General features: G+C 65.5%; 28 protein-coding genes. 16 read left to right on the forward strand and 12 right to left on the reverse strand.

All coding sequences use genetic code 11. The features are described 5' to 3' along the window. The first annotated feature begins 24 nt into the window (after nucleotides 1-24). The 3 genes from AC1DDG_RS13105 to AC1DDG_RS13115 all read left to right on the forward strand — a co-directional run bounded on the left by AC1DDG_RS13105 (nucleotide 25) and on the right by AC1DDG_RS13115 (nucleotide 3,985). Nucleotides 25-975, forward strand: coding sequence for an intradiol ring-cleavage dioxygenase (locus tag AC1DDG_RS13105; RefSeq protein ID WP_476876383.1), 951 nt, complete (start codon nucleotides 25-27; stop codon nucleotides 973-975). A gap of 21 nt (nucleotides 976-996) precedes the next feature. Beyond that, entirely contained in the window at nucleotides 997-2,319 is a 1,323-nt protein-coding gene (locus AC1DDG_RS13110) for a M18 family aminopeptidase (RefSeq protein WP_476876384.1), read from the forward strand. A 244-nt stretch (nucleotides 2,320-2,563) separates the two neighbouring features. Further along, nucleotides 2,564-3,985 (forward strand): amino acid permease, encoded by a 1,422-nt coding sequence (locus AC1DDG_RS13115; protein WP_476876385.1) that lies wholly within the window; start codon nucleotides 2,564-2,566, stop codon nucleotides 3,983-3,985. A gap of 106 nt (nucleotides 3,986-4,091) precedes the next feature. Here AC1DDG_RS13115 and AC1DDG_RS13120 read toward each other — a convergent pair whose 3' ends face one another. Next, nucleotides 4,092-4,427 (reverse strand): YnfA family protein, encoded by a 336-nt coding sequence (locus AC1DDG_RS13120; protein WP_230119152.1) that lies wholly within the window; start codon nucleotides 4,425-4,427, stop codon nucleotides 4,092-4,094. Between the two features lie 324 nt (nucleotides 4,428-4,751). On the opposite strand from AC1DDG_RS13120, the gene rpsF reads away from it, so the two are divergent. From rpsF to rplI, 4 genes are all read left to right on the forward strand, one after another. Then, a complete protein-coding gene (rpsF, locus tag AC1DDG_RS13125) occupies nucleotides 4,752-5,057 on the forward strand; it encodes a 30S ribosomal protein S6 (protein WP_015939036.1) in 306 nt (101 codons plus the stop codon). Nucleotides 5,058-5,112: 55 nt separating this feature from the next. Beyond that, nucleotides 5,113-5,688 (forward strand): single-stranded DNA-binding protein, encoded by a 576-nt coding sequence (locus AC1DDG_RS13130; RefSeq protein ID WP_476876386.1) that lies wholly within the window; start codon nucleotides 5,113-5,115, stop codon nucleotides 5,686-5,688. A 133-nt stretch (nucleotides 5,689-5,821) separates the two neighbouring features. Further along, entirely contained in the window at nucleotides 5,822-6,061 is a 240-nt protein-coding gene (rpsR, locus tag AC1DDG_RS13135) for a 30S ribosomal protein S18 (RefSeq protein WP_003800144.1), read from the forward strand. A 17-nt stretch (nucleotides 6,062-6,078) separates the two neighbouring features. Further along, nucleotides 6,079-6,531 carry a 50S ribosomal protein L9 gene (rplI, locus tag AC1DDG_RS13140; protein ID WP_230119153.1) on the forward strand — a complete coding sequence of 151 codons (453 nt, stop codon included), beginning with the start codon at nucleotides 6,079-6,081 and terminating at the stop codon, nucleotides 6,529-6,531. 112 nt (nucleotides 6,532-6,643) lie between these two features. On the opposite strand, the gene AC1DDG_RS13145 is transcribed toward rplI, so the two are convergent. Beyond that, entirely contained in the window at nucleotides 6,644-7,066 is a 423-nt protein-coding gene (locus AC1DDG_RS13145; RefSeq protein ID WP_230119154.1) for a DUF1801 domain-containing protein, read from the reverse strand. Nucleotides 7,067-7,241: 175 nt separating this feature from the next. Here AC1DDG_RS13145 and AC1DDG_RS13150 point away from each other — a divergent pair, with 175 nt between their 5' ends. Next, on the forward strand, nucleotides 7,242-7,868 hold the full coding sequence (locus AC1DDG_RS13150; RefSeq protein WP_476876397.1) for an FMN reductase: 627 nt from the start codon (nucleotides 7,242-7,244) through the stop codon (nucleotides 7,866-7,868). A 48-nt stretch (nucleotides 7,869-7,916) separates the two neighbouring features. Next, nucleotides 7,917-8,309, forward strand: a complete 393-nt coding sequence (locus AC1DDG_RS13155) for a TFIIB-type zinc ribbon-containing protein (RefSeq protein ID WP_476876387.1) — start codon at nucleotides 7,917-7,919, stop codon at nucleotides 8,307-8,309. A 90-nt stretch (nucleotides 8,310-8,399) separates the two neighbouring features. Here the strand turns inward: AC1DDG_RS13155 and AC1DDG_RS13160 are convergent, their stop codons facing one another. Both AC1DDG_RS13160 and AC1DDG_RS13165 read right to left on the reverse strand, forming a co-directional pair. Continuing rightward, nucleotides 8,400-8,966 carry a hypothetical protein gene (locus AC1DDG_RS13160; protein ID WP_476876388.1) on the reverse strand — a complete coding sequence of 189 codons (567 nt, stop codon included), beginning with the start codon at nucleotides 8,964-8,966 and terminating at the stop codon, nucleotides 8,400-8,402. Between the two features lie 4 nt (nucleotides 8,967-8,970). After that, nucleotides 8,971-9,438, reverse strand: coding sequence for a hypothetical protein (locus tag AC1DDG_RS13165; protein WP_476876389.1), 468 nt, complete (start codon nucleotides 9,436-9,438; stop codon nucleotides 8,971-8,973). 686 nt (nucleotides 9,439-10,124) lie between these two features. Between AC1DDG_RS13165 and dnaB the strand changes: the two genes are divergently transcribed. Further along, the gene (dnaB, locus tag AC1DDG_RS13170; RefSeq protein ID WP_230119158.1) at nucleotides 10,125-11,507 is read left to right on the forward strand and encodes a replicative DNA helicase; all 1,383 of its coding nucleotides are present in this window, start codon (nucleotides 10,125-10,127) and stop codon (nucleotides 11,505-11,507) included. A 12-nt stretch (nucleotides 11,508-11,519) separates the two neighbouring features. On the opposite strand, the gene AC1DDG_RS13175 is transcribed toward dnaB, so the two are convergent. Further along, nucleotides 11,520-12,491, reverse strand: coding sequence for an acyl-CoA thioesterase (locus tag AC1DDG_RS13175; RefSeq protein ID WP_476876390.1), 972 nt, complete (start codon nucleotides 12,489-12,491; stop codon nucleotides 11,520-11,522). 176 nt (nucleotides 12,492-12,667) lie between these two features. Between AC1DDG_RS13175 and AC1DDG_RS13180 the strand changes: the two genes are divergently transcribed. Next, nucleotides 12,668-12,841, forward strand: a complete 174-nt coding sequence (locus tag AC1DDG_RS13180; protein WP_476876391.1) for a hypothetical protein — start codon at nucleotides 12,668-12,670, stop codon at nucleotides 12,839-12,841. Between the two features lie 52 nt (nucleotides 12,842-12,893). Here the strand turns inward: AC1DDG_RS13180 and AC1DDG_RS13185 are convergent, their stop codons facing one another. Both AC1DDG_RS13185 and AC1DDG_RS13190 read right to left on the reverse strand, forming a co-directional pair. Beyond that, on the reverse strand, nucleotides 12,894-13,328 hold the full coding sequence (locus tag AC1DDG_RS13185; RefSeq protein ID WP_476876392.1) for a DoxX family protein: 435 nt from the start codon (nucleotides 13,326-13,328) through the stop codon (nucleotides 12,894-12,896). Nucleotides 13,329-13,498: 170 nt separating this feature from the next. Next, on the reverse strand, nucleotides 13,499-14,071 hold the full coding sequence (locus AC1DDG_RS13190; protein WP_476876393.1) for an antibiotic biosynthesis monooxygenase: 573 nt from the start codon (nucleotides 14,069-14,071) through the stop codon (nucleotides 13,499-13,501). Nucleotides 14,072-14,180: 109 nt separating this feature from the next. On the opposite strand from AC1DDG_RS13190, the gene AC1DDG_RS13195 reads away from it, so the two are divergent. The 3 genes from AC1DDG_RS13195 to AC1DDG_RS13205 all read left to right on the forward strand — a co-directional run bounded on the left by AC1DDG_RS13195 (nucleotide 14,181) and on the right by AC1DDG_RS13205 (nucleotide 16,654). Beyond that, a complete protein-coding gene (locus tag AC1DDG_RS13195; RefSeq protein ID WP_476876394.1) occupies nucleotides 14,181-15,533 on the forward strand; it encodes an MATE family efflux transporter in 1,353 nt (450 codons plus the stop codon). A 68-nt stretch (nucleotides 15,534-15,601) separates the two neighbouring features. Further along, a complete protein-coding gene (locus AC1DDG_RS13200) occupies nucleotides 15,602-16,198 on the forward strand; it encodes a hypothetical protein (protein ID WP_476876395.1) in 597 nt (198 codons plus the stop codon). Nucleotides 16,199-16,282: 84 nt separating this feature from the next. Continuing rightward, nucleotides 16,283-16,654 (forward strand): hypothetical protein, encoded by a 372-nt coding sequence (locus tag AC1DDG_RS13205; protein WP_230119164.1) that lies wholly within the window; start codon nucleotides 16,283-16,285, stop codon nucleotides 16,652-16,654. Between the two features lie 22 nt (nucleotides 16,655-16,676). Here the strand turns inward: AC1DDG_RS13205 and AC1DDG_RS13210 are convergent, their stop codons facing one another. Beyond that, nucleotides 16,677-17,222, reverse strand: coding sequence for a CGNR zinc finger domain-containing protein (locus tag AC1DDG_RS13210; RefSeq protein WP_230119165.1), 546 nt, complete (start codon nucleotides 17,220-17,222; stop codon nucleotides 16,677-16,679). A gap of 175 nt (nucleotides 17,223-17,397) precedes the next feature. Between AC1DDG_RS13210 and AC1DDG_RS13215 the strand changes: the two genes are divergently transcribed. Continuing rightward, nucleotides 17,398-18,369: an EamA family transporter gene (locus tag AC1DDG_RS13215; RefSeq protein WP_476876398.1), complete on the forward strand. Its 972-nt coding sequence runs from the start codon at nucleotides 17,398-17,400 to the stop codon at nucleotides 18,367-18,369. A gap of 98 nt (nucleotides 18,370-18,467) precedes the next feature. On the opposite strand, the gene AC1DDG_RS13220 is transcribed toward AC1DDG_RS13215, so the two are convergent. Then, on the reverse strand, nucleotides 18,468-18,731 hold the full coding sequence (locus AC1DDG_RS13220; protein ID WP_230121454.1) for a hypothetical protein: 264 nt from the start codon (nucleotides 18,729-18,731) through the stop codon (nucleotides 18,468-18,470). Between the two features lie 212 nt (nucleotides 18,732-18,943). Here AC1DDG_RS13220 and AC1DDG_RS13225 point away from each other — a divergent pair, with 212 nt between their 5' ends. Next, nucleotides 18,944-19,216, forward strand: coding sequence for a DUF2277 domain-containing protein (locus tag AC1DDG_RS13225; protein WP_230121453.1), 273 nt, complete (start codon nucleotides 18,944-18,946; stop codon nucleotides 19,214-19,216). Nucleotides 19,217-19,224: 8 nt separating this feature from the next. On the opposite strand, the gene AC1DDG_RS13230 is transcribed toward AC1DDG_RS13225, so the two are convergent. The 3 genes from AC1DDG_RS13230 to AC1DDG_RS13240 form a co-directional block, all read right to left on the reverse strand. After that, on the reverse strand, nucleotides 19,225-21,552 hold the full coding sequence (locus AC1DDG_RS13230; protein WP_476876396.1) for a heavy metal translocating P-type ATPase: 2,328 nt from the start codon (nucleotides 21,550-21,552) through the stop codon (nucleotides 19,225-19,227). 32 nt (nucleotides 21,553-21,584) lie between these two features. Continuing rightward, nucleotides 21,585-21,815, reverse strand: a complete 231-nt coding sequence (locus tag AC1DDG_RS13235; RefSeq protein ID WP_230121451.1) for a heavy-metal-associated domain-containing protein — start codon at nucleotides 21,813-21,815, stop codon at nucleotides 21,585-21,587. Nucleotides 21,816-21,879: 64 nt separating this feature from the next. Continuing rightward, the gene (locus AC1DDG_RS13240; RefSeq protein ID WP_230121450.1) at nucleotides 21,880-22,224 is read right to left on the reverse strand and encodes a metal-sensitive transcriptional regulator; all 345 of its coding nucleotides are present in this window, start codon (nucleotides 22,222-22,224) and stop codon (nucleotides 21,880-21,882) included. Nucleotides 22,225-22,470: the final 246 nt, after the last annotated feature.

The following is a 22,470-nucleotide window of genomic DNA, read 5'->3' on the forward strand; positions in this document are numbered from 1 at the left end:
AGCTGCCTGGCGTTTCATGGATCCATGAGCACATCACCCCGCACCCCCGACGTGCAGCACTCCCCGCACAGGCCGCATCCCGACCACGACCGTGGCCTCCAGTTCGACCTCTCGACGCTGATGAGCCGGCGATCCCTGGGCATGTTCTTTGGCGCCGGCACGGCGGCTGCTGCGCTGGCTGCGTGCACGCCGGGTGGGTCGTCCGGTTCTGCGGGCACCACCGGAACCTCGGCGTCCGCGTCGGCCGGATCCACGGGCACGACGACGGCGCCCGCGGCTTCCGCCGCATCCTCCGCCAGTGCATCCCCCATAGCTTCCCCTACGGTGACCCGGGCGATCGCCGAGTGCGGTGTGGAGATCCCGCAGGAAACGGCCGGTCCCTACCCGGGCGACGGGTCCAACGGCCCGAACGTCCTCGAAGCCTCCGGCGTGGTGCGGCAGGACATCACGTCCAGCTTCGGTACGTCAGCCACGAAGGTCGACGGCGTACCGCTGACCGTCACGCTGACCCTGCTCGACAACGCCAACGGCTGCGTTCCGCTGGCCGGCGCCGCCGTCTACGCCTGGCACTGTGACCGGGACGGAAAGTACTCCCTGTACGATTCCGGGTTGGAAAACGAGAACTACCTCCGCGGCGTGCAGGAAGCGGACGCTAACGGGCAGGTCACCTTCAAGACCGTCTACCCGGGTGCCTACAACGGCCGCTGGCCGCACATCCACTTCGAAGTCTTTGAATCCATGAATAACGCCACAGCGGCCGGGCAGGTGCTGGCGGTCTCGCAGATCGCGATGACCGATGCGGCCTGCAAGGTGGTCTACACGTCCCCTGGCTATGAGGCCAGCGCCCAGAATTTCCCCAACACCACCTTGCAGTCGGACAACGTCTTCGGCGACGACGGCGGCATCTACCAGCTCGCCACCATGTCGGGTTCAGTATCGGCCGGCTACACCGCAGGTCTCAACGTCACTGTCTAACGCGGCGCTAGACTCGGAGCCATGCCTCTCCACACCTCTGCCGCAGACCACATCCGGGACCTGGGCGACTATGTCAGCGCATCGCCGTCGAGCTTTCACGCCGTCCACGAAGCGGCGCGGAGGCTGGACGGGGCGGGCTTTACCGGGCTGGACGAGCTTGAGCCGTGGGAAGCGGCGGCAGGCAAGTTTTATGTGATCCGCGACGGCGCACTGATCGCCTGGGTGACCCCCGATGGTGCCGGCCCCACCACCGGCTTCAACGTTCTGGGCGCGCACACGGATTCGCCGTCTTTCAAGCTCAAGCCCAAGCCCACCACCGGCAGGTTCGGCTGGCTGCAGGCCGGCGTGGAAGTCTACGGCGGACCCCTGCTCAACTCGTGGCTGGACCGCGAACTGCAGCTTGCCGGACGCCTGGTCATGCTCGACGGCACCCAGCACCTCACCGCCACCGGTCCGCTCCTGCGCTTTCCTCAACTCGCCATCCACCTCGACCGTGCCGTTAATGAGGGCTTGGCCCTGGACAAGCAGCAGCACATGAATCCGGTGTTCGGCCTCGGCGATCCAGCCGGGGAGGACCTGCTGGGACTCCTGGCCCAGCGTGTGTCCGGCGCCGGGACTGTTGATCCTGCGCAGATCGGGGGATACGACGTCGTCATTGCGGACACGCAGCCGGCTGCCGTTTTCGGGGCCAAGGGCGAGTTTTTCGCCTCCGGCCGGCTGGATAACCTATCCGCGACGCACGCCGGGCTGATGGCCCTTATCGCCCTCGCGTCACGGCCGGGGGGCGGTTCCTCCACCACCGGACCGGCCCCGATTGCCGTGCTTGCTGCGTTTGATCATGAGGAAATCGGTTCGGCGTCGCGCTCGGGCGCCTGCGGGCCCGTGCTCGAGGACGTCCTGGTCCGCATTTCGGACGGGCTGGGGGCGTCGGTGAGCCAGCGGCGGCAGGCGTTTGCGGCGTCGTTCTGCGTTTCCGCGGATGCCGGACACGCTGTCCACCCGAACTATCCCGAGCGGCATGATCCCGTCAACCGTCCCCTCCTCAACGGGGGGCCGTTGCTCAAGATCAATGCCAACCAGCGATATGCCACGGACGCCGCCGGTGCCGCCCTCTGGGCACGGCTCTGCGGCGAAGCCGGCGTTCCCTACCAGGAATTCGTGTCCAACAACGTCATGCCGTGCGGCTCCACCATCGGGCCGCTGACGGCCACCCGGCTGGGAATCAGGACCGTGGACGTGGGGGTGCCCCTCCTGTCGATGCACTCCGCGAGGGAACTGTGCGGCGTGGAGGATCCGCACCGTCTTGCTAAGGTGACGGAACGGTTCTTCGCGGTTCCGGCATAGATGTGCCCGCTGGGCGAAGATTTCCGCTCCGTTACAAAAGTCCGCCCCAGAAAACTTGCGTTGACTATTAGTACTTCCCGTTGGAAGTCTGCCCGTTTTCCGGCGAGGCAAACTGTGCGACTGCATAAGTCTCTGCCCTTGGCTACTCGCCTAGTGTGAAACGCATCATGTGGGACGCGGCACACGCTCCTGCCGGCTCCGGCCCACACCCAAGATCTGAAATCAACAAGAGGACGGCGCATTCATGCACGCTGACCAGCAACTCTCGAAATCCCTGAAACCCCGCCACCTGTCCATGATCGCCATCGCCGGGGTCATTGGCGCAGGGCTGTTCGTCGGCTCCGGTGCCGCAATCCAGCAGGCAGGACCGGGCATCCTGCTTGCCTACACGGCCGCCGGAATCGTGGTCATCCTGGTGATGCGGATGCTGGGTGAGATGGCTGCCGCCAATCCCGAGACCGGATCCTTCTCCACGTACGCCGACAAGGCTCTGGGCCCTTGGGCAGGCTTCAGCATCGGCTGGCTCTACGCCTGGTTCTGGATCATCGTGCTCGGAATCGAGGCGACCGCCGGTGCCGCCATCATGCACCGCTGGGTTCCCGGCATCGACCAGTGGATCTGGGCCCTGCTCCTCATGGTCCTGCTGACACTGACCAACCTTGGCTCGGTGAAGTCCTACGGTGAGTTCGAGTTCTGGTTTGCCTCCGTCAAGGTCGCGGCCATTGTCCTCTTCCTGCTCTTTGGTGTGGCAGCCATCCTGGGCCTGGTCCCCGGCGTTCCGGCACCGGGACTGAGCAACCTGACCGACAACGGCGGCTTCCTGCCGAACGGGCCGGGAGCGGTGCTCGCCGGCATCCTCGTGGTGGTCTTCTCCTTCTTCGGCGCCGAAATCGCCACCATCGCCGCCGGCGAGTCCGAGAACCCCGTGGATGCTGTGAAGAAGGCCGTGAAGTCCACCGTCTGGCGCATCCTGGTCTTCTACATCGGCTCCATTGCCATTGTTGTCACCCTGCTGCCGTGGAACTCAGCCAACGTCGCCAAAAGCCCGTATGTTGCGGTGATCGAACTGTTCGGCATCCCCGGCGCCGGCACCATCATGGACATCGTTGTGCTCACGTCCGTGCTGTCCTGCCTGAACTCCGGCCTCTACACGGCCAGTCGGATGCTCTTCTCACTCTCCCGGCGCGGGGATGCCCCGAAGTCCTGGATGAAGATCTCCCGCCGCGGCGTGCCGGCCGCGGCTGTTCTGGCCTCCACCGTGGTGGGCTTCATCACCGTGGGCCTGAACTACATCGCTCCGGACACCGTGTTCCTGTTCCTGGTGAACACCTCCGGTGCCATCGCGCTGTTCGTCTGGCTGGTCATTGCCGTGTCGCAGCTGATCCTGCGCCGCCGGATGGGTTCCGCCGCCAAGGACCTTGCCCTGAAGATGTGGCTGTTCCCGTACCTGACGTGGCTGGCCATCGGCAGCATCGTCGCGCTCATCATCGGCATGGTGATTCTCGAATCCACCCGGGAGTCACTCCTGCTGTCAGTCGGCCTCGCTGCGGTCGTGGTCGGCATCGGCGTATGGCGTTACCGCAGGGGCAACGCGGAAAGCGGCCCTCTGGAAGCCACCGTTCCGGAAACCGAAGCGGCCAGCGTGGGCGCAGAGCCGACGTCGTAGTCTGCGGTTGCAACGCGCAGCTTGAATACCCGAACCGTCCGCCCGGTGTGCCGTTAAGGCCCGCCGGGCGGACGGTTTTGCGTTGCCGACGGCGGGTGAACAGCAGTCAGCCCTGTCGCGGCGCGAACATGATCAAAGCCACGCCCGCGAGGCACACAGCGGCGCCGATGAGGTCCCAGCGATCTGGCCTGAAGCTGTCCAGGATCACGCCCCAAGCCAACGAGCCCACGATGAATACGCCGCCGTAGGCAGCCAGGACACGGCCAAAATTGGCGTCGGGCTGGAACGCGGCCACAAATCCGTAGATCCCCAGGGCCACGACGCCGAGTCCGGCCCACCACCATGCCCTGTCCTCCCGCACAGCCTGCCAGATCAGCCAGGCGCCACTGATTTCCGCGGCCGCGGCAAGGGCGAACAGCAGGACCGATTTCAGAATCGTCATGGCTCCAGTATTTCCTTGGGCGTGATTTATCCACAGCCGGCCGTCATGTGGCTGGAACGGTGGCCGTTTTCCCCGGGGTGCAGCGCCGGTCAGTACCGGCGTCACGTTTTCCACATAGGAGTCTCTGCTGCTGCACCCGCCGGCAGCAGCACGTTAGCCTCGAGTCAGAGCACGAATCGCGGAATCCCTCCCCGATGCACTAAGATATTGAAGTCTGTGCTGCGCCCTGCCTCCGTTTTGGAGCCTGGCCTGCACGGCACCGCAAATGAACCTCCTGTTACGGAAATGCCGTAACCGCTTAGCCCAAAGGAGGTGGGTTCACATATGCGTCCTTACGAATTGATGGTAATCATCGACCCCGAGGTCGAAGAGCGTACCGTAGAGCCGTCGCTTCAGAAGTTCCTGAATGTCATCACCAACGATGGTGGAACCATCGAAAAGGTCGACATCTGGGGCCGCCGTCGCCTCGCTTACGACATCAAGAAGAAGTCCGAAGGTATCTACGCCGTGGTGAACTTCACCGCCAAGCCGGAAACCGCCAAGGAACTTGACCGCCAGCTGAGTCTCAATGAGACCATCATGCGCACCAAGATCACCCGCCCCGAAGAGCAGAAGGTCGTTGCTGAGTAATTTCAGCTCCCGGCATTCATTCTTTACCCCGCAGGAACGAACAAGGAGGCAGTAGATGGCAGGCGAAACCACTATTACGGTCATCGGTAATCTCACCAATGACCCCGAACTGAGGTTCACACCGTCAGGTTCGGCAGTAGCGAACTTCACCATCGCTTCTACGCCCCGCACTTTTGACCGCCAGTCCAATGAGTGGAAGGACGGGGAAACCCTGTTCCTCCGCGCATCGGTGTGGCGCGAAGCAGCTGAAAACGTCGCCGAGTCCCTGACAAAGGGCATGCGCGTGATCGTTTCCGGCCGACTGAAGAGCCGTTCCTACGAAACAAAAGAAGGCGAAAAGCGCACCGTTATCGAGCTCGAGGTCGATGAAATCGGCCCGAGCCTGCGCTACGCCAACGCCAAGGTCAACCGCACCCAGCGCTCCGGCGCTCAGGGTGGACAGGGCGGCTTCGGCGGCGGCAACAGCGGCGGTGGATTCGGTGGCGGCCAGGGTGCAAACCAGGGCGGCAACACCGGCGGAACCTGGGGTGGCAACCAGCCCGCAGCGCAGGAAGACCCTTGGGCCACGCCCGGGGTCAGCAATGCAGGCGGCGGCTGGGGCAACGGCCCGGATTCCGAACCTCCCTTCTAAATAAACACATCAAAGGTTCTACGCCGGCAACCCCTGAAGCGTGCCATATGGCACGTTTTGGTCACCGCCGCCGTCGGACCACCACCATCCCGTGGATCAATGTCCACGGGCTCCAAAGAATAGGAGCTCCACGATGGCTAAGGCTGAACTCCGTAAGCCCAAACCAAAGTCCAACCCCTTGAAGGCCGCTGACATCACCGTCATCGACTACAAGGACGTAGCATTGCTGCGCAAGTTCATCTCCGACCGCGGAAAGATCCGCGCCCGTCGCGTCACCGGCGTCACGGTGCAGGAACAGCGCAAGATCGCCCAGGCAATCAAGAACGCCCGCGAAGTTGCTCTGCTGCCTTACTCCGGCGCTGGCCGCGGCTAAGGAAGGGATTAACTAACATGGCAAAGCTCATTCTGACCCACGAAGTAACCGGTCTCGGTGCTGCAGGCGACGTTATCGAGGTCAAGGACGGTTACGCACGTAACTACCTGCTGCCCCGCGGCTTCGCTCTGACCTGGTCCAAGGGTGGCGAGAAGCAGGTTGAGTCCATCAAGGCTGCCCGCGTCGCCCGCGAGCACGCTTCCCTGGAAGATGCTCAGAAGCAGGCCGCTGCGCTGTCCGCCAAGCCGGTCAAGCTGGTCGTCAAGGCTGGCGAAAGCGGCCGCCTGTTCGGCACGGTCAAGCAGGCCGACGTTGCTGACGCTGTTGAGGCCGCTGGCCTTGGCCGCATCGACAAGCGCAAGGTTGAACTGCCGACGCACATCAAGTCGGTCGGTTCCTACCAGGCCAACGTCCGTCTGCACGACGACGTTGCCGCTGTGATCGAACTCGACGTAGTCGCAGGCAAGTAGTCTTTCCGGCTCGAAGCCAGATCGCTGCGCAGTCCTGAACTGCTGAAAGCCCCCGCTGTCGGTTCCCCCGGGAACCCGACAACGGGGGCTTTCGCTTTCCGTCACGGTCCGTTCAGTGGCGTTGGACCACGGTGGTGTAGTAGCGGTAACCCGCCCGGATCAGTTCAGCCAGTGCGGTTTCATCGATGTCCTCGAGCTTGTTGACGTACACGCAGCCGGCACCCATCTTGTGGTTGCCCAGCCTCGCGAGGAGTTCAGGGGCTTCCGGTGCCGCGCTCAAACCGTACAGGGACAGGCTGGCTTTGCGCGGAGAGAATCCGACCGCCGCGGCATCGCCTTCCCGCCCGCTGTCGTATTTGTAGTGGTACCTTCCGAATCCGACGATGGTGGGCCCCCACATCTCGGGTTCCTCGCCGGTCAGCTCCGCCATGAGGGCCCGCAGCCGGAGGCCGTCCTGGCGCCGGACAGGATGTTCCACACCGGCCAGGAACTCATCCACCGAGGCGCCGGTTACTTGCGTCTTGTTTTCCGCCATGGAGGCAGTGTACGTCGCCTTGCTGCCGGCGCTGATAGTTCGCGAACTGAACGGCCCGCACTCCGCAACGCCGCCACCAACTCCGAAGTCCGGAATAAACACGGAAGGGCCAGGGTTGACGGAGTAGATGCAAACGCATGCACTGTCGCAGACAGTCGACCCTGAGGAGATCACCGTGGAGACCCGCCGCATAACCGTTCTGTCCGCCGGCCTGGGGGTTCCGTCGTCGAGCAGGCTGCTGGCCGACCAGTTGGCCGGTGCCGCCAGCCAACAGCTTGAGGCAGCCGGGTACGAGGTGACCGTTGACGTGGTGGAACTCCGCGATCTGGCCGTGGACATCGCCAACAACTTCGTCACCGGCTACGCGGCTCCGCGCCTCGCAGAGGTTATCGCCGGGGTGGAGGCGTCCGACGGAATCATCGCGGTCACGCCTGTCTTCAGCGCCTCGTACAGCGGCCTCTTCAAGTCTTTCATCGACGTGCTGGACCCCAAGTCACTGGAGGGGAAGGCTGTGCTGCTGGGCGCCACGGGCGGAACCGACCGCCACCAGATGGTCCTCGAGTACGCCATGCGCCCACTGTTCAGCTACCTCCGCACCAGGGTGGCTCCGACGGCCGTCTTTGCCGGCCCCCAGGACTGGGGGAACACGGACGACGTCGGCTCTCCCCTTTCGGCGCGAATCGGGCGGGCGGCGGGCGAGTTTGCCGGCCTGCTGAACGGGGTGCAGCCCGGCAGGAAGCAGGCGCCCCTGGAGTCGCTGCCTTTTGAACAGCTGCTGGCCGGGATATCCGCCGCGCGGTAGTGGTGCGGACCGGTGAACTATTCCCGGGACCCGCTCGTTGTGCCGGTCATGAAGTGTCCTGTTGATTCTGTAGACCTGATCATGAGCGAACGCAGTGGAGTGGAGATTGATTACTGCCCCCAGTGCCGCGGCGTATGGCTTGACCGAGGGGAGCTGGACAAGATCATTGACCGTGCGGCCGACTCGTTCGGGGGAGCGGGCGCGCCTGCGGCGCCGCCAGTACCGGCCCCGCCAGCTCCGGGCATGGTCCCGCCTCCCCTGTACCAGAACCACGAGGCGCCGCGGGAACGGCCCCGCTATGAGCAGCCGAACTATGACAAGCCCGGTTACTACAAGCCCCGTTATGACGACCGTGGCTACGGCAAGGGCTATGACCGCGAGTACGACCGCCGGCGGCCAAAAAAGAAGGAAGGATGGCTGGGCGACCTCTTCGACTTCTGACCGTTCGCGGGTTCTGCGCGACGGTGGCCCGCGCAGGAAGACTCAGCGGTCAGACGCCCCAGAAATGCGGCGCGTCCTCCACCTGGATGATCAGTCGTCCAACAGCGCGATGAATTCGCGGGCCTGCTTCATGGTGATGTCCGAATGCCTGGAGAGGGCGGTGGCCGCCGCCTCCGTGTTACCGCTTTTGGCCAGGGTCCGGATACGGCCGTAAATCTCGTCGTTCAGCATGTTGCTGCTGACTTCCCGCGTGACGTCGCCCTTGCTCGCGATTGCCCGGTACCGGTAGGGGAACCGCTGCGGCGTTTCGTCGTCGGGGTCTGGTTCGCTGGCCTCCGCCGCCGGGGAGTGGAATGGCTGGGGGTGGGCAGCCAAGGCCGCCACGGCGTCCCGCGAAGCCCGAAGGCCGAGACCTGACACCTCGTAATAGAGCTTTATGGCAGCCATGGCCTGTCCCTGCGCGATCAGCGCATAAAGCCTCCGGTGTTCGTCCTCGGAGAGCTTGGTCGCAGCCGCCCTGGCCAGTTCGACAGAGTCCGGCGGTGCCTGCGCCGGCCCGACGGCCGTCCGCTGGCGGCGGTTCCATGCCCGGACGGCGAAGGCCAGGGCGACGGCGACGGCCACGAGGATCAGGACGGGGATCACGAGCGGTTCCATGGTTCTAAAGCCGATCTACGTATTGCTTGGCGGTCAAAAGGTCGGAGTGCGTTGCCTGGCGCAGGAGCTTGATGGCCTGGAGCTTTTGCCCGTTACGCGCCATCGACTGCAGCTGGAGCGCCAACTGCGCGTTGACCTGCCCCCCGGGCAGGACCGACCCCTGGTAGCCAGGGTGGCCTGAGGCGGGACCAGAGGCCGCCTGAGCCAGAAGCGCGGCCCGGGCGTGATCGTTCTGTTGGGTCTGCTGCTGTTCGTTCTGGCTGGGACGCGTCGCCGCATCAACCCGTGCACGCGCGGCCGTCGCAGCCTGCACCTGGGCCGCATAGTGGGCCTGTGAGCGCCTGGCCAGATCCAACTGGTAGCGGTCGGCCTCCGACATTCCGGTGTCGCGCGGCTTCAGTGCCGTGGAGAGGGCCCAAAGAACCGCCGCCAGAACGAGGACAGGCACTATGGCTATCAGAACGTCGCCCATAGATAGAGCTTAGGCCAGTTAGTCGTTATCCACAGCATATGCAGCGGTACGCATGCGGCGGTCCTGTCGGGCCGAACGTCGCCGAACGTCGCCGCCCGGCGTGGAGCGGTCCGGGGAGCGTTCGCGATAATGATCACATTCCGCCCATCTCCGGCGGTCAACACGGGAAATTACCGGCGAGTATCCCCAGGCGCGGCGTTCCGGCTGTGGATGAAGGTTCAAGAAAAGAATTTTGAGTCCACAGGCCTCGACGGGCGTTTCCGCAGGTCAGGCCGCATATAGGCGTGAAAGAAATTTGATATCCACACCTTCGCCCACAGACTGTGCACAAGCAGCGGCCCATTGTGCACAGGTTATCCACAGACGTGCAAAACTCCGGGCTTTGTGCGTTGCCCGGCGGGCGCTAACGTAGCGGAGACACCGAATCGGGACATGCGCTCCACATCAGCCAACCGGACCGGGGCCCCCATTTCAGGGTTTCGGATAATCCGCCGTGCCCTGTGGAAAACCTGTGGATGAGGCGTCGGCCGAGGTCACGGCTTCCGGCTTAAATTGTCAGGGCTGGCTGGTACAACTTTTCATTAGCCGGCGCTGCAGCTTTCGCGGAAACGCGCGTTCGACGGCACACGGCAGACTTGCCGCAGGCCTCCATCAGGGGACTGCGGACACTATGGAGGACGGCAGCTTTGTCAGTTACGCACCTGGACTCAATCGAGGGCACCCGCGGATCCGAAGGCAGCCGCAAGCCTCCACAGGACATTCCTGCCGAACAGTCCGTGCTTGGCGGCATGATGCTCTCCAAAGACGCCATCGCTGATGTGGTGGAGATCCTTCGGGGCCAGGACTTCTACCGCCCCGCCCACGAGACCATCTACGAGGCCGTCATCGACCTCTATGGCCGCGGCGAACCCGCGGATGCGGTGACGGTTTCGGACGAGCTGACCAAGCGCGGCGAGATCAACAGAATCGGCGGTCCGGCCTACCTGCACGAGCTCATCCAGACAGTCCCCACTGCTGCCAACGCGGGATACTACGCGGAAATCGTGGCCGAGCGCGCAGTCCTGCGGCGGCTGGTCAACGCCGGGACCAAGATCGTCCAGCTGGGCTACGGATCCGACGGCGAAGTCGAAGACCTTGTCAACCAGGCCCAGGCTGAGATCTACGCCGTGGCCGAACGGCGCACTGCCGAGGACTACGTGGTCCTCAAGGACGTCATGGAATCCACGGTGGACGAGATCGAAGCTTCGGGCCACCGCGGCGAGGGCATGACGGGCGTGCCCACGGGCTTCTACGAACTGGATGAGCTGACCCACGGCCTGCATCCGGGGCAGATGATCGTCATCGCCGCCCGCCCTGCTGTGGGTAAGTCCACGTTCGCCCTGGACTTTGCCCGGTCCGCTGCCATCAAGAACAATCTGGCCACCGTCATGTTCTCCCTGGAAATGGGCCGGAACGAGATTGCCATGCGACTTCTTTCGGCGGAGGCCACCATCGGCCTCCAGGACCTCCGCAAGGGCACGATCAAGGACGAGCAGTGGTCCAAGATCGCCACCACAATGGGCCGGATGAATGATGCCCCGCTGTTCATCGACGACAGCCCCAACATGTCCCTGATGGAGATCCGTGCCAAGTGCCGCCGCCTCAAGCAGCAGCATGACCTCAAGCTGGTTATCCTCGACTACCTGCAGCTCATGAGCTCCGGCAAGAAGGTTGAGTCCCGCCAGCAGGAAGTCTCGGAGTTCTCCCGTGCCTTGAAGCTGCTGGCCAAGGAGCTCCAGGTCCCCGTCATTGCCCTGTCCCAGTTGAACCGTGGTTCCGAGCAGCGACAGGACAAGCGGCCCATGGTCTCGGACCTCCGTGAGTCGGGTTCCATCGAGCAGGACGCGGACATGGTCATCCTGCTCCACCGCGAGGACGTCTATGACAAGGAGTCGCCGCGCGCCGGCGAGGCGGACATCCTGATCGCCAAGCACCGTAACGGCCCCACCAAGGACATCGTGGTCGCCTTCCAGGGCCACTACTCCCGCTTCGCCAATATGGCAGCAGACGCCGGAGGCGGCGGGTTCTAGCCGGAGCGCCTGCTACGCCCTCTGCTGCAGGAGGTGGTTCGGCAGACGGTTTCCCGGCGCCGATGCACGGATTTCCAGAAGGTGCCGGGCATGCGCCTGGAGGCGCTTGTCCTCGTCAGAGACCGGGGCCCATTCGGGGATGGGTACCGAGGTGCCCTCGGCGTCCCGGGCCACCATCACCGTGAGGCAGTGGGTGGTGAGGTTGAGTTCGCCGCTTTTGGGATCGCCCGAGCGGACATGTACCGCCACGTGCATGCCCTTGGTGCCGGTGTAGACGAGCCGTGCCTCCACTTCCACCACATGCCCTATCAGCAGCGGGCGGTAGAACCGCACACCGCCGGAGAACACTGCCACGGTGTCCTTGCCGCAGTAGCGCGATGCGCAGACGTACGCGGCTTCGTCGATCCACTTCATGACGATGCCGCCGTGGACCTTCCCGCCCCAGTTGACGTCAGTGGGTGCGGCCATAAACCGCAGCACAACGCGCTCCGCGGTGCCTGCGTCCGTATATTCCTGTGCGTTCATGGCTTCCACGATCTGTTCACGGATCTTGATCCGGGCCAGGGCGTGGTCGCGTTGTTCGAGTTCCTCCGCCGTGGTGGGCTCGAACTGCTTGACGGGGGTGGGTTTACCGTCCTCGCCCACGGCCACGAAGATCACCATGCACTGGCTCCGCATGGTGGCCGGGCCGCCCTTGGGATCGCCTGAGGAAACAACAGTGCGGATGTGCATGGAGGACCGGCCGGTGTAGACGATAGTGGCGGTGACTTCCACCATGTCGCCGCTGTTCACGGGGTCCGCAAAGTGGATGTTGCCCACGTAGGCGGTGACGCAATAGGACTTGGCCCATCCGACGGCGGCTGCGTAGGCAGCCTTGTCCACCCACTCCAGGACCGTTCCGGCGTCAACGGAACCGCTGTGGCCGACGTCGGTGGGGGCCGCAAGGAATCGGAGGGTCACGGAATTCGCCGCAGTCTCGCTCATGCTGCGATCTTACTGACGCCGGGCGCCGCGCAGCAGCCGGACCGACACAAACGCTGCACCGCACGCCACAAGCGGACCGGGCAGCGCGGAAGTGCGGTCCCCCGAGCCGCGGCTTGTGTTCACCTACCCGGGCGGCGTCGGGGTGCTGGTGCGGCCACGCTTGAGTCTGTGGGCGGGTGGAACTTGAAGGCTACAACCGGCTCAGCCCGGCCCGGGACGGGCGCCACATCCTGGTGGCCACCGGCGATGCGTTCCGCGTTTTCGACGCCGGGGCCCGTCCGGCGTTACGGGCTAAGGCTCCAGATCCGTTCCTCGAGGAGGTCCAACGAAAGACGGCGGCTGCGCACTGAAGTGCGCAGCCGCCGTCGTCATTTTCCGAAGAAGACGTTTTGCCGGGGAAGACTAGGCGAGGACGTTCAGCTTCGAGCCGCGGCGGCCGAAGAGGGCGCGGTCAAGCGAGAGGCGCCCCGCACCGGCGAGTGCCACGGCGAGGGCGGCCGCGGCCAGCAGGAGGACCAGTTCGTAGCCGCCGTTGGCAGCGAAAACGCCTGCCGGGGCGTGAACCAGGAAGAGCGCGCCGAGCATGTCCAGGGCCAGCAGTGCAGCGAAGACCCGGGCCAGGACCCCGAGGATCAATGCGACACCGCCCACCAGTTCAAGGGTGGCCACGATGGGGGCAGCGGCCTCAGCTGCAGGAATCCCCATCTTGGTGAATGAAGCCTGGGTGCCGGCGATGGTGAACTCGTTGAACTTCTGCCAGCCGTGGGCTGCGAACAGGAATCCGACAATGACGCGCAGGATCGTGAGGGCCGTGGTGGCAAGGGTGGACTGGTTCATGGAAAATTTTCACCGTTCGTATCGGTTGCGTTCGGTCGTATAAGCGGGCGATCGGATCGCCGGCTTTGATTCCACTGTCTCGCGTCATTGGTTGAAGTGTCAAGTAAATGTGACGCGCTGTGGCTTTTCCCACAATCTCTAAGCCCGCTGCGCAGCGGAAGTCCGCCCTGTCAGCGCATCTTCCGGAGCCACGGGCCCAGCAGTCGGGTGGTGACCGGAAGGAAGATGTAGGTCATGAGCGGCGTCAGGAGGCAGGTGGCCAGCAGCACCTGGAAGACAAGCGGCCAGTCCTGGGTCACCGGGTGAAGCAGGAAATTAGCCAGCAGGCTGAGCGGAAAGAACGGCAGGAAGATGCTGACCATCTGCTTCCACCGGGGAGGCACCACGGTTTCGGGAACGGCAAGGTGGACGTCGCCCTGTTGCGCGAACCAGCCCTCAATCCCCGTGCGGCGCTCAACCCGGGTGATCTCCACGAGGCCTGAGGCGCTGTCGATCCACCAGCGCCGTTCCTCGGACTGCTCCCAGTCGTTGAGGAGGTCGGCATCGGCAAAACGGTACAGCATGTGCCACTCATCCGAATCGGCCGCCGAGCGGACCCAGCCGGATCCGAGGTAGCCGGGCCATTCGCGGGCGAGTTCCTGGCCGGCATGGGCCCAGGCACTGGCTTGGCGCGTACGGCCGGGGAGCACAGTGCGGGCAACGGAGACGGTAACGGGCTGGGGGAGGGACTCAGTCAGGGGCACTGCAGAAATCCTACCGGCAGCTTACGGCCGCCCCGCCGCAAGGCAGCCTGCGGCCTGCCCGCAGCGCTCCGGGGGAGACCATTTCTTGGGGCGACCGCTAGGCTGAACCGTGCCTGACTCACCTGCGACCGCTGTTTCGGACCTGAAACCAGCGAGCCATTCCCGCGAAATCCTGCGGCTCGCCGTGCCCGCATTCGGAGCGCTCATCGCCGAGCCGCTCTTCCTGCTCGCCGATTCGGCCATCGTGGGTCACCTCGGCGTGTCCCAGTTGGCCGGCGTGGGTCTGGCCTCCGCTGTGCTTCACACGGCGGTGGGCCTGATGGTGTTCCTTGCCTACTCCACCACCCCCGCAGTGGCGCGGGCGGTTGGCGACGGCCAGTTCGCCAAGGCACTCGCCGCCGGACGCGACGGCGTCTGGCTCGCCCTGCTGCTCGGCACCGGCCTGGCCGTGGCGGGCTTCCTTGCGGCCGAGCCCCTGGTGGGGCTCATGGGTGCCGGCGGCGACGTCCGGCAGTTCGCCGTTGACTACCTGCGCTGGTCCATGCCCGGGCTGGTGGCGATGCTCCTGATCTTCGCAGGAACGGGGGTCCTGCGGGGACTTCAGGACACCCGCACCCCGCTGGTGGTGGCCACCGCGGGCTTCACCGTGAACGTTGCGCTGAACCTCGTACTGGTTTACGGCCTGGGCTGGTCGGTGACCGGATCGGCTGTGGGCACCAGCATCGCGCAGTGGGCCATGGCTGCCGTGTACCTGGTGATGGTCCAGCGCAGCGCCCGAAGCCACGGCGTTTCCCTGCTGCCCGACTGGCACGGGATCCGGACCATGACGAGGGTGGGCTCCTGGCTGATGCTCCGGACGCTCAGTCTGCGGATCGCCATCCTGGCCACCGTCCTGGTGGTCACCGCCCAGGGCGCCGTGAACCTCGCGGCACACCAGCTGGCCATGACCATGTTTACGTTCCTGGCTTTCGCGCTGGACGCCCTGGCGATCGCCGCGCAGGCTCTCATCGGCAAGGAGCTGGGCGCCTCGAAGCCGGCGAAGGCACGGCTGCTGACCCGCACCATGATCCGCTGGGGCACCGGTTTTGGCGTGGTGACCGGCGTGCTGCTCGCGGTGGCGGCCCCCTTTGCCGGCGCCCTGTTCACCTCCGACGAAGGAGTCCGGTCCGTGCTCACGCTCGCACTCTGGGTGCTGGCCGCAGGGCAGCCGATCGCCGGCTACGTGTTCGTCCTCGACGGCGTGCTGATCGGGGCCGGCGACGCGAAATACCTGGCGATTGCCGGCGTCATAAACCTTGCGGTGTACCTCCCGCTGCTCCTGGCGGTCCCGTTCGCGGGCGCAGGCGGTGCCGCGGCGCTCGTATGGGTGTGGGCTGCCTTTTCGCTGGGGTACATGCTGGCCAGGGCTGTGACGCTTGGGCTTCGGGCCCGTACGGACCGCTGGATGGTGCTGGGCTCCTGAGCCCCGTTCCCCACAGGTTCGACGCCGCACAGGTTCGACGCTGCACAGGGGCGCACTAAACTGGAGCGGTGACTTCCCCCGTGAACCCAGCCGAGCCGGCATCCGTGACTGCCCACCAAGCGGAGCTGTGGAAGCCCGTGCTGCTCCGCGCGGCCGCGGCGCTGGCCTTCGGTGCGGTTACCGTTTTTTGGGCGGCGCCCTCCGTGGCCGGAATGGGATTCGCCGGCGGGCTGTACCTTCTGGCTACCGGTGCCGTGATGCTCTGGGGCATCCCCCTGGCCGGCCTTCGCCGGGACGTGGCTCCCGGCAGGACCATGTCCGCGGCGGCATCCATCCTGATCGGCGCCGGCGTCACTCTGCTGATCCTGCAGGGCAGCCTGCTCTTCGGCGTCATCGCGGCCCTCGGAATCGGCCTCGCGGGCGCCGCTGAACTGTACCTGGGCCTGAGGTTCCGGCGCCGCCACACCCTCGCCCGCGACTGGGTCACCTCCGGCTTTGTCGGTCTTGGGACTGCCGCCGCACTGCCGTTCTTTATCCCGCTTGGTCCCCACGCCCTGCTGGGGGTTGCCGGCGGAGGCGCCATCATCTCGGGCGTGCTTTGGATCCTTGCGGGCCTTTCGCTCAGGCATGATGCGAGGACGGCCACCGCGAAGGCCGTAAACTAGAGGTAAGGGTTCTACTCCTTGTAGAACAATCACACATCAAAACGGGTGGGCCGTGTCGCTGCCGCCCGCATGGGAGGACACACCGTGGCAAACCAGATGCCAGGACAACCGCGCAATCCGCGGACCTCGGTTAAGGGACCGCTGATGTTCTCAGCCTTCTGGGGTGTTGTGGCCTTTTTCGGCGTGCTGATCTTCGCCTCGGGCGGCAGTGCCCACTCGCCGCGGTTCGACCTCGCTTTCACGGGCGCCGGCATCGCATTCATTGTCACCCTTGTCATCGCGGCCATGCTGTCCATGAGCTACAAGGACAACGCCGCGCACCTGGGCAAGGGATCCGGCGTGAACCTCAGCTCGGCCAAGCGGCCGTCCCATGGCTACGGCGGCCCCGGCCCGCAGACGCCGCCAAGTACTCCCCGCTCCGCTGACAGTTCAAACCCCGACGGCGAAACCCCCTAGCGCCGCCGTCGCACCTGTCCGCCTACTCTCCTGCCGCCCGGCGCGCCCGATAGGCTGCCACGTGCGCCCTGTTGGCACAGTTGCCGGTGTCGCAATACCTCTTTGACCGGTTGCGGCTGAGGTCCAGCACCACGGCGTCACAGTCATCGGCCGCGCACAAAAGCATGCGGTCCATTTCCTTGCTGCGGATCACGTCCACCAGTGCCATGGCCGCCTCCGTGCCCATTCTGTACGCCAGCGGCGCCTCGCGTGTGGTGGCGTGGAGGTGCCAGTCCCACTGGTCGTGCTTCAGGAGCTGGGGCAGGGCATGCGCCTCGCGCAGGAGGCGGTTTACCCCCTCCACGGCTGTATCTTCGTCGGCCGTCCAGAGCCTTGCGAGCTCCGTCCGGAGAGCCTGCACGCTTGCCAGTTCGGCAGCGTCCTTCGTCCGCGACCCGGTGAAGCCCTCCGCCGCCAGGAACTGGTCCAGGTCCGTCACGGTGGCGAGCTTTTCCTCCCCGTTTGCCGCGCTGTTAATCAGGTTCACCGCGGTGCGCAGCGCCACCTCCGTGTCAGGGGCAAAAACCATCTTGACTCCTTACAGTGTCCGGCGTAATGTCATTACCAATACCCCACTTTACTCCTGACAGGAGGCCGCTGTGCCTGCAGCCAGCAACCGTGCCAAGATGCCGCTCCAGGCAGGCCCTTCGATCTCTCCGGCAGGCCCTTCGATCTCTCCGGCAGCCGCCCGCGCGAGGGGCTTCATGGCGTCAGGCCTCGGCACGGCCCTCTTTTCCTCGGCCGTGTTCGGGCTTTCCGGATCATTCGCGAAAGCACTCCTGGAAACCGGCTGGACCCCGGGCGCCGCTGTCACGGCCCGGCTGACCGGCGCAGCCATCATCCTTGCGATCCCTGCCATCCCGGCACTCCGCGGACGCTGGCACCAGCTGCGGGAGAACTGGCTGACCATCGTGCTGTTTGGCCTGATCGGCGTGGCGGCGTGCCAGCTGTTCTACTTCAACGCGGTTTCCCGGCTCTCCGTGGGCGTGGCTCTGCTGCTGGAGTACCTCGCCCCGGTGCTCATCGTGCTGTGGCTCTGGGCAGCGAGCCGGAGGCGCCCGCGGCCCCTCACCATCGCCGGTACCCTGCTGTCGCTCGGCGGACTGGCCCTGGTGCTGGACCTTACCGGTGCCGTGAAGGTTGACGTCGTCGGCGTGCTCTGGGGGATGGCGGCAGCCGTCTGCCTGGCCATCTACTTCTTCATCACGGCAAAGGAAAACGACACGCTTCCGCCGATCGTGCTGGCCTCGGGCGGGCTTCTTGTCGGGGCCGCAGTCATGTGGCTGGCGGCAGCCACAGGCCTGCTGCCCATGGCCTTCAGCACTGCCGACACGAAACTGGGACCCTGGACCACGCCGTGGTGGGTTTCGCTGGGTGGCCTCGTGGTGCTCGCAACCGTCGTGGCCTATGTATCGGGAATCATGGCGGCCCGCGCCCTGGGCTCCAAGGTGGCCTCCTTCGTCTCCCTCACAGAGGTGCTGTTTGCCGTGATCTGGGCGTGGATGCTGCTGGGGGAACTGCCGGGAGCGATCCAGCTGGTCGGCGGGGTCCTCATCGTCGGCGGCGTGGTGCTGGTCCGGCTCGACGAGCTCAGGGGATCCGGCCGCCAGACGGAACCAGGGGCCGCGGTGACCGCGCCGCTCGACCACGCGAACGACGTCGAGCCTGTCCGCTAGGACTTTTCCGCCAAGAGTCCGGCACGGCGCCCTCGGCGCATCCTTATACGGCGGGAGGGCCGGACGCCATGGCGTCCGGCCCTCCCGTGAATCCTGCCTTAGCGGGAAGCTTCTTCCTGCTGGGTGGCGTTGCGGGAGGCCTGCTTGCCGGCCTCTTCCAGCGCCTGCGCAACCTTGGCAAGGGCGGCGGCGTGCTGTCCGGACCATTCGCTGCGGAACTTGTCTGCGTCCGGGCCCTTCCAGTCGGTGCCCTGGAGCACCTTGGTCAGCAGGGACTTCTGCTTTTCGATCTCAGCCGAACCCGCCTGAAGCTTTGTGCCCAGGTTCTTCAGCTGGGCAATGTCTGCACCCCAAATAGCCATTCGATATCTCCTTCAATCAACGGACCCGATCCAGTCGGCATCCCCAGCGGCCTCCGGCTCGTCCGGAAGATCCATTGCCTAAAAGCTATCCTCCAACCCAAAACGGTGTCGATGGGCACCGCTCCCCATGCAGCCCTCCCATGGGTGCCGCGCCCCTCCCGAATGGTGTCCGGAGGGTCGATCCCAGGCGGTCCAGAGCCTAGCATGGGGGTATGTGCCGGAACATCCATACACTTCACAACTACGAACCGCACGCCACGTCGGAGGAGGTGCACGCCGCGGCCCTGCAGTACGTGCGCAAGATCAGTGGCAGCACCAAGCCCTCCAAGGCCAACGAGGAAGCCTTCGAACGTGCCGTGCATGAGGTGGCCCACGCAACGCAGCACCTGCTCGACGCCCTCGTGACGCACGCGCCGGCGAAGGACCGGGCCGAGGAAGCTGCGAAGGCGAAGGCCAGGGCGGCGGTCCGCTTCGGCGCCGCCTGACCCCGCCGCTACTCACCAGGCCGGGCGAACCTGCGAAGCCGGAGCGAGTTGGCCACCACCAGCACTGAGCTTGCGGCCATGGCACCGCCGGCGATCATCGGGTTGAGCAGCCCCAGCGCGGCCACCGGGATGCCTACGGCGTTGTAGAAGAACGCCCAGAAAAGATTGGTCTTGATGGTGGCCAGGGTGCGGCGCGACAGCTCGATGGCGGTCGCCACCTGGCCGAGGTCGTCGCCCATGACCGTGAGGTCCGCTGCCTCGATGGCCACGTCGGTGCCGGAGCCCATTGCGATGCCCAGGTCCGCCTGAGCTAGCGCTGCGGCGTCGTTCACGCCGTCACCCGCCATGGCCACCGTCGCGCCGCCGGCCTGCAGTCGGCGGACTGCGTCCACCTTGCCCTCGGGCAGGACGCCGGCGAACACGTCGTCCGCGGGAATCCCGACGGCGGCAGCCACCTGCGCGGCGACGGCGCCATTGTCACCGGTCAGCAGGATGGGCCGCAGGCCAAGCCCCTTGAGCCGGCTGATTGCTGCCTCGGAGCCGGGCTTGATGGTGTCGCGCAGACAGATGATGCCCGCGGCCTCGCCGTCCACCGCGACCCAGATGGCTGTGGCCCCGGAGTGTTCGGCGGAGCGGAGTGCGCGGTGGTGTTCGGGGGTCAGGCCGACGCCGTTTTCCTCGAGCCAGCCGGTCCGGCCGGCGACCACCGGCCGCCCTGCCACGGTGCCCACCACTCCGCCGCCCGGTGCTGAACGGAAGTCGACGACGGCGGGGAGCCCGCCGTCGTCGTCCGTCCGGAGGCTCATGGCAGGGACGTCCGCCCGTGCGGCAGCGGCGATGGCGTGCGCGATCGGATGCTCCGAGGCAGCTTCCACCGCGCCGGCGAGCCGCAGTACATCGGCGTCGCTGAACGGGGGAAAGGAAAGGGTGGCATCAACGGCAAGCTGCCCGCTGGTGACGGTGCCGGTCTTGTCCAGCAGGATGGTGTCCACCGTGCGGGTGTCCTCCAGCACCTGCGGGCCCCTGATGAGAATGCCCAGCTGGGCGCCGCGCCCGGTTCCGGTCAGAAGGCCCACCGGAGTGGCCAGACCCAGGGCGCAGGGGCACGCGATCACGAGGACCGCCACGGCTGCCGTGAATGCCGAGCGCAGCTCTTGACCGCTGATGTCCGGGCCGGCAACCAGCAGCCAGCCGGCGAACGTGAGGACGGCTATGGCCAGGACGACGGGCACGAACACCGCGCTGATGCGATCCGCGAGCCTCGCGATCGGGGCCTTGCCGGTCTGGGCCTGGGCCACGAGCCTGCCCATCTGGGCCAGCGTGGTTTCAGCGCCGACGCGCGTGGCACGGACCAGCAGCCGGCCGGAGGCATTTATGGTGGCACCCGTGACGGGGCTGCCGGGGCCCACTTCAACGGGTACGGATTCTCCGGTGACCAGCGACGCATCGATGGCGGAGGAACCGCTGACCACGACGCCGTCGGTGGCGATCTTCTCGCCGGGCCGCACCACAATGACGTCGTCCACGGAGAGCTGAGCGGCCGGAATTTTCACTTCTGCGCCGTTGACGAGCACTGTGGCATCCTTGGCGCCGAGGTTGAGCAGCGCCTTGAGGGCGTCCCCGGCTTTGGCTTTGGCGTTCGCCTCAAGGAACCGGCCCAGCAGCAGGAATGTGGTGACGACGGCAGCGACCTCGAAGTACAGGCCGCCGGAGCCTGTGTCTTCCATCCGTTCCATGGCCGGATTCCCGGTGAGGCCCGGGTCCGCGAGGAGCTGCGCGAGCGAGAAGGCGTAGGCGGCGATGACGCCGAGGGATACCAGCGTATCCATGGTGGATGCCAGATGCCGGGCATTGATGGCCGCCGCCCGGTGGAACGGCCACGCCGCCCAGCTGACCACCGGCAACGCCAGGGCAGCCACCACCCAGGCCCAGTTCGGGAACTGGAAGGTCGGGAGCATCGAGATCAGGAAGACGGGGACCGTGAGGATGGCCGCGGCGACCAGGCGCGGCTTCAGTGCCGAGGCCGTGCCGCCGTGTGCCATGTGGTTTTCGTGGTCGCCTTGGTGCTCCGCCTCGGTGGCCGAAGGTTGTAAGGCTGGCTTAATCCGGGCCTTGTAGCCTGCTGAGGCTACTTGGTCGGTGATCTGTTGGTCTGTGATTCCGGCCGGGACTGTGACGTGGGCGGATTCCAGGGGGAGGTTGACCGAGGCCTGGACGCCGTCGAGCTTGCCGAGTTTCTTTTCCACCCGGTTGACGCAGGATGCGCACGTCATGCCCTCGATCGCGAGTTCGATCACTCTGTCCTCGGGGCTGCCTGGCAGTTGCTCGGTGCTCATTTCGGTTCCTGGTTGGTTTCGCCGGGTGGGGTTCAGGCCTCGTTCGCCACCACGAGGTAGCCGGCTTCAGCCACGGCTTCCCCGATTTCGGACGGGGAGAGCTCCTGGGTGGAGGTAATGGTGACCGTGGAGAGGCCGCCCGCATTGAGGGCGATGTCGATCTCCTCGACGCCGGCGAGCGACTCCAGCTCTTCGCTGACGGCCGAGACGCAGTGCCCGCAGGTCATGCCGGAAACGTGGACGGTGGTGGAGATGGTGCTCATTTGCTGGCTCCTCATTAACTGGCTGACGGGGTCGGTCAGCTGGCTTCGGTTGGTGGTCTTGCCGCTACCGCAGCAGGCGTCCAATGGCGTCCGCGGCTTCTTTCACTTTGATGTCTATGGCCTCGGCACGCAGGTCAGGGTCAGGCTCGGCGGCCGCGCCGATAACGCAGTGGCCGATATGTTCCTCAACGAGGCCCAGGCTGACGGCGTGCAAGGCCTTGGTGACGGCCGAGACCTGGGTCAGGATGTCGATGCAGTACTTGTCTTCCTCCACCATGCGGGCGATTCCCCGCACTTGGCCCTCGATCCGGCGAAGCCGGCGGAGATAGGCGTCCTTGTCCGAGGTGTAGCCATGCTGCGGCGGTGACTCTTCGTGCACCGCCGGCGGCGGTCCTTCAGGAGTGCTCATAAATCCAAGCTATACCCCTGGGGGGTATGAGTCAATGACCCGCTTTTGGTTTTGGGCCCCGCCTTGGTGGCGCTCAGCCGCCAGTGGGCACAAAAAAGGGGTTATAGGACAAAACGTGTGTATGGGAGGGGCTCGCTTCCCAGTGTTGGCGGGCGAATTCCGGGATGGCTAAGCTTTCGAAGCTTAGGGTGGCTGGGGTGCTTGCATATCTCTGGAATGTCTTGTCTGCGGTCAATCGCTGGTACG

Source organism: Arthrobacter sp. 10L430, assembly GCF_056395245.1.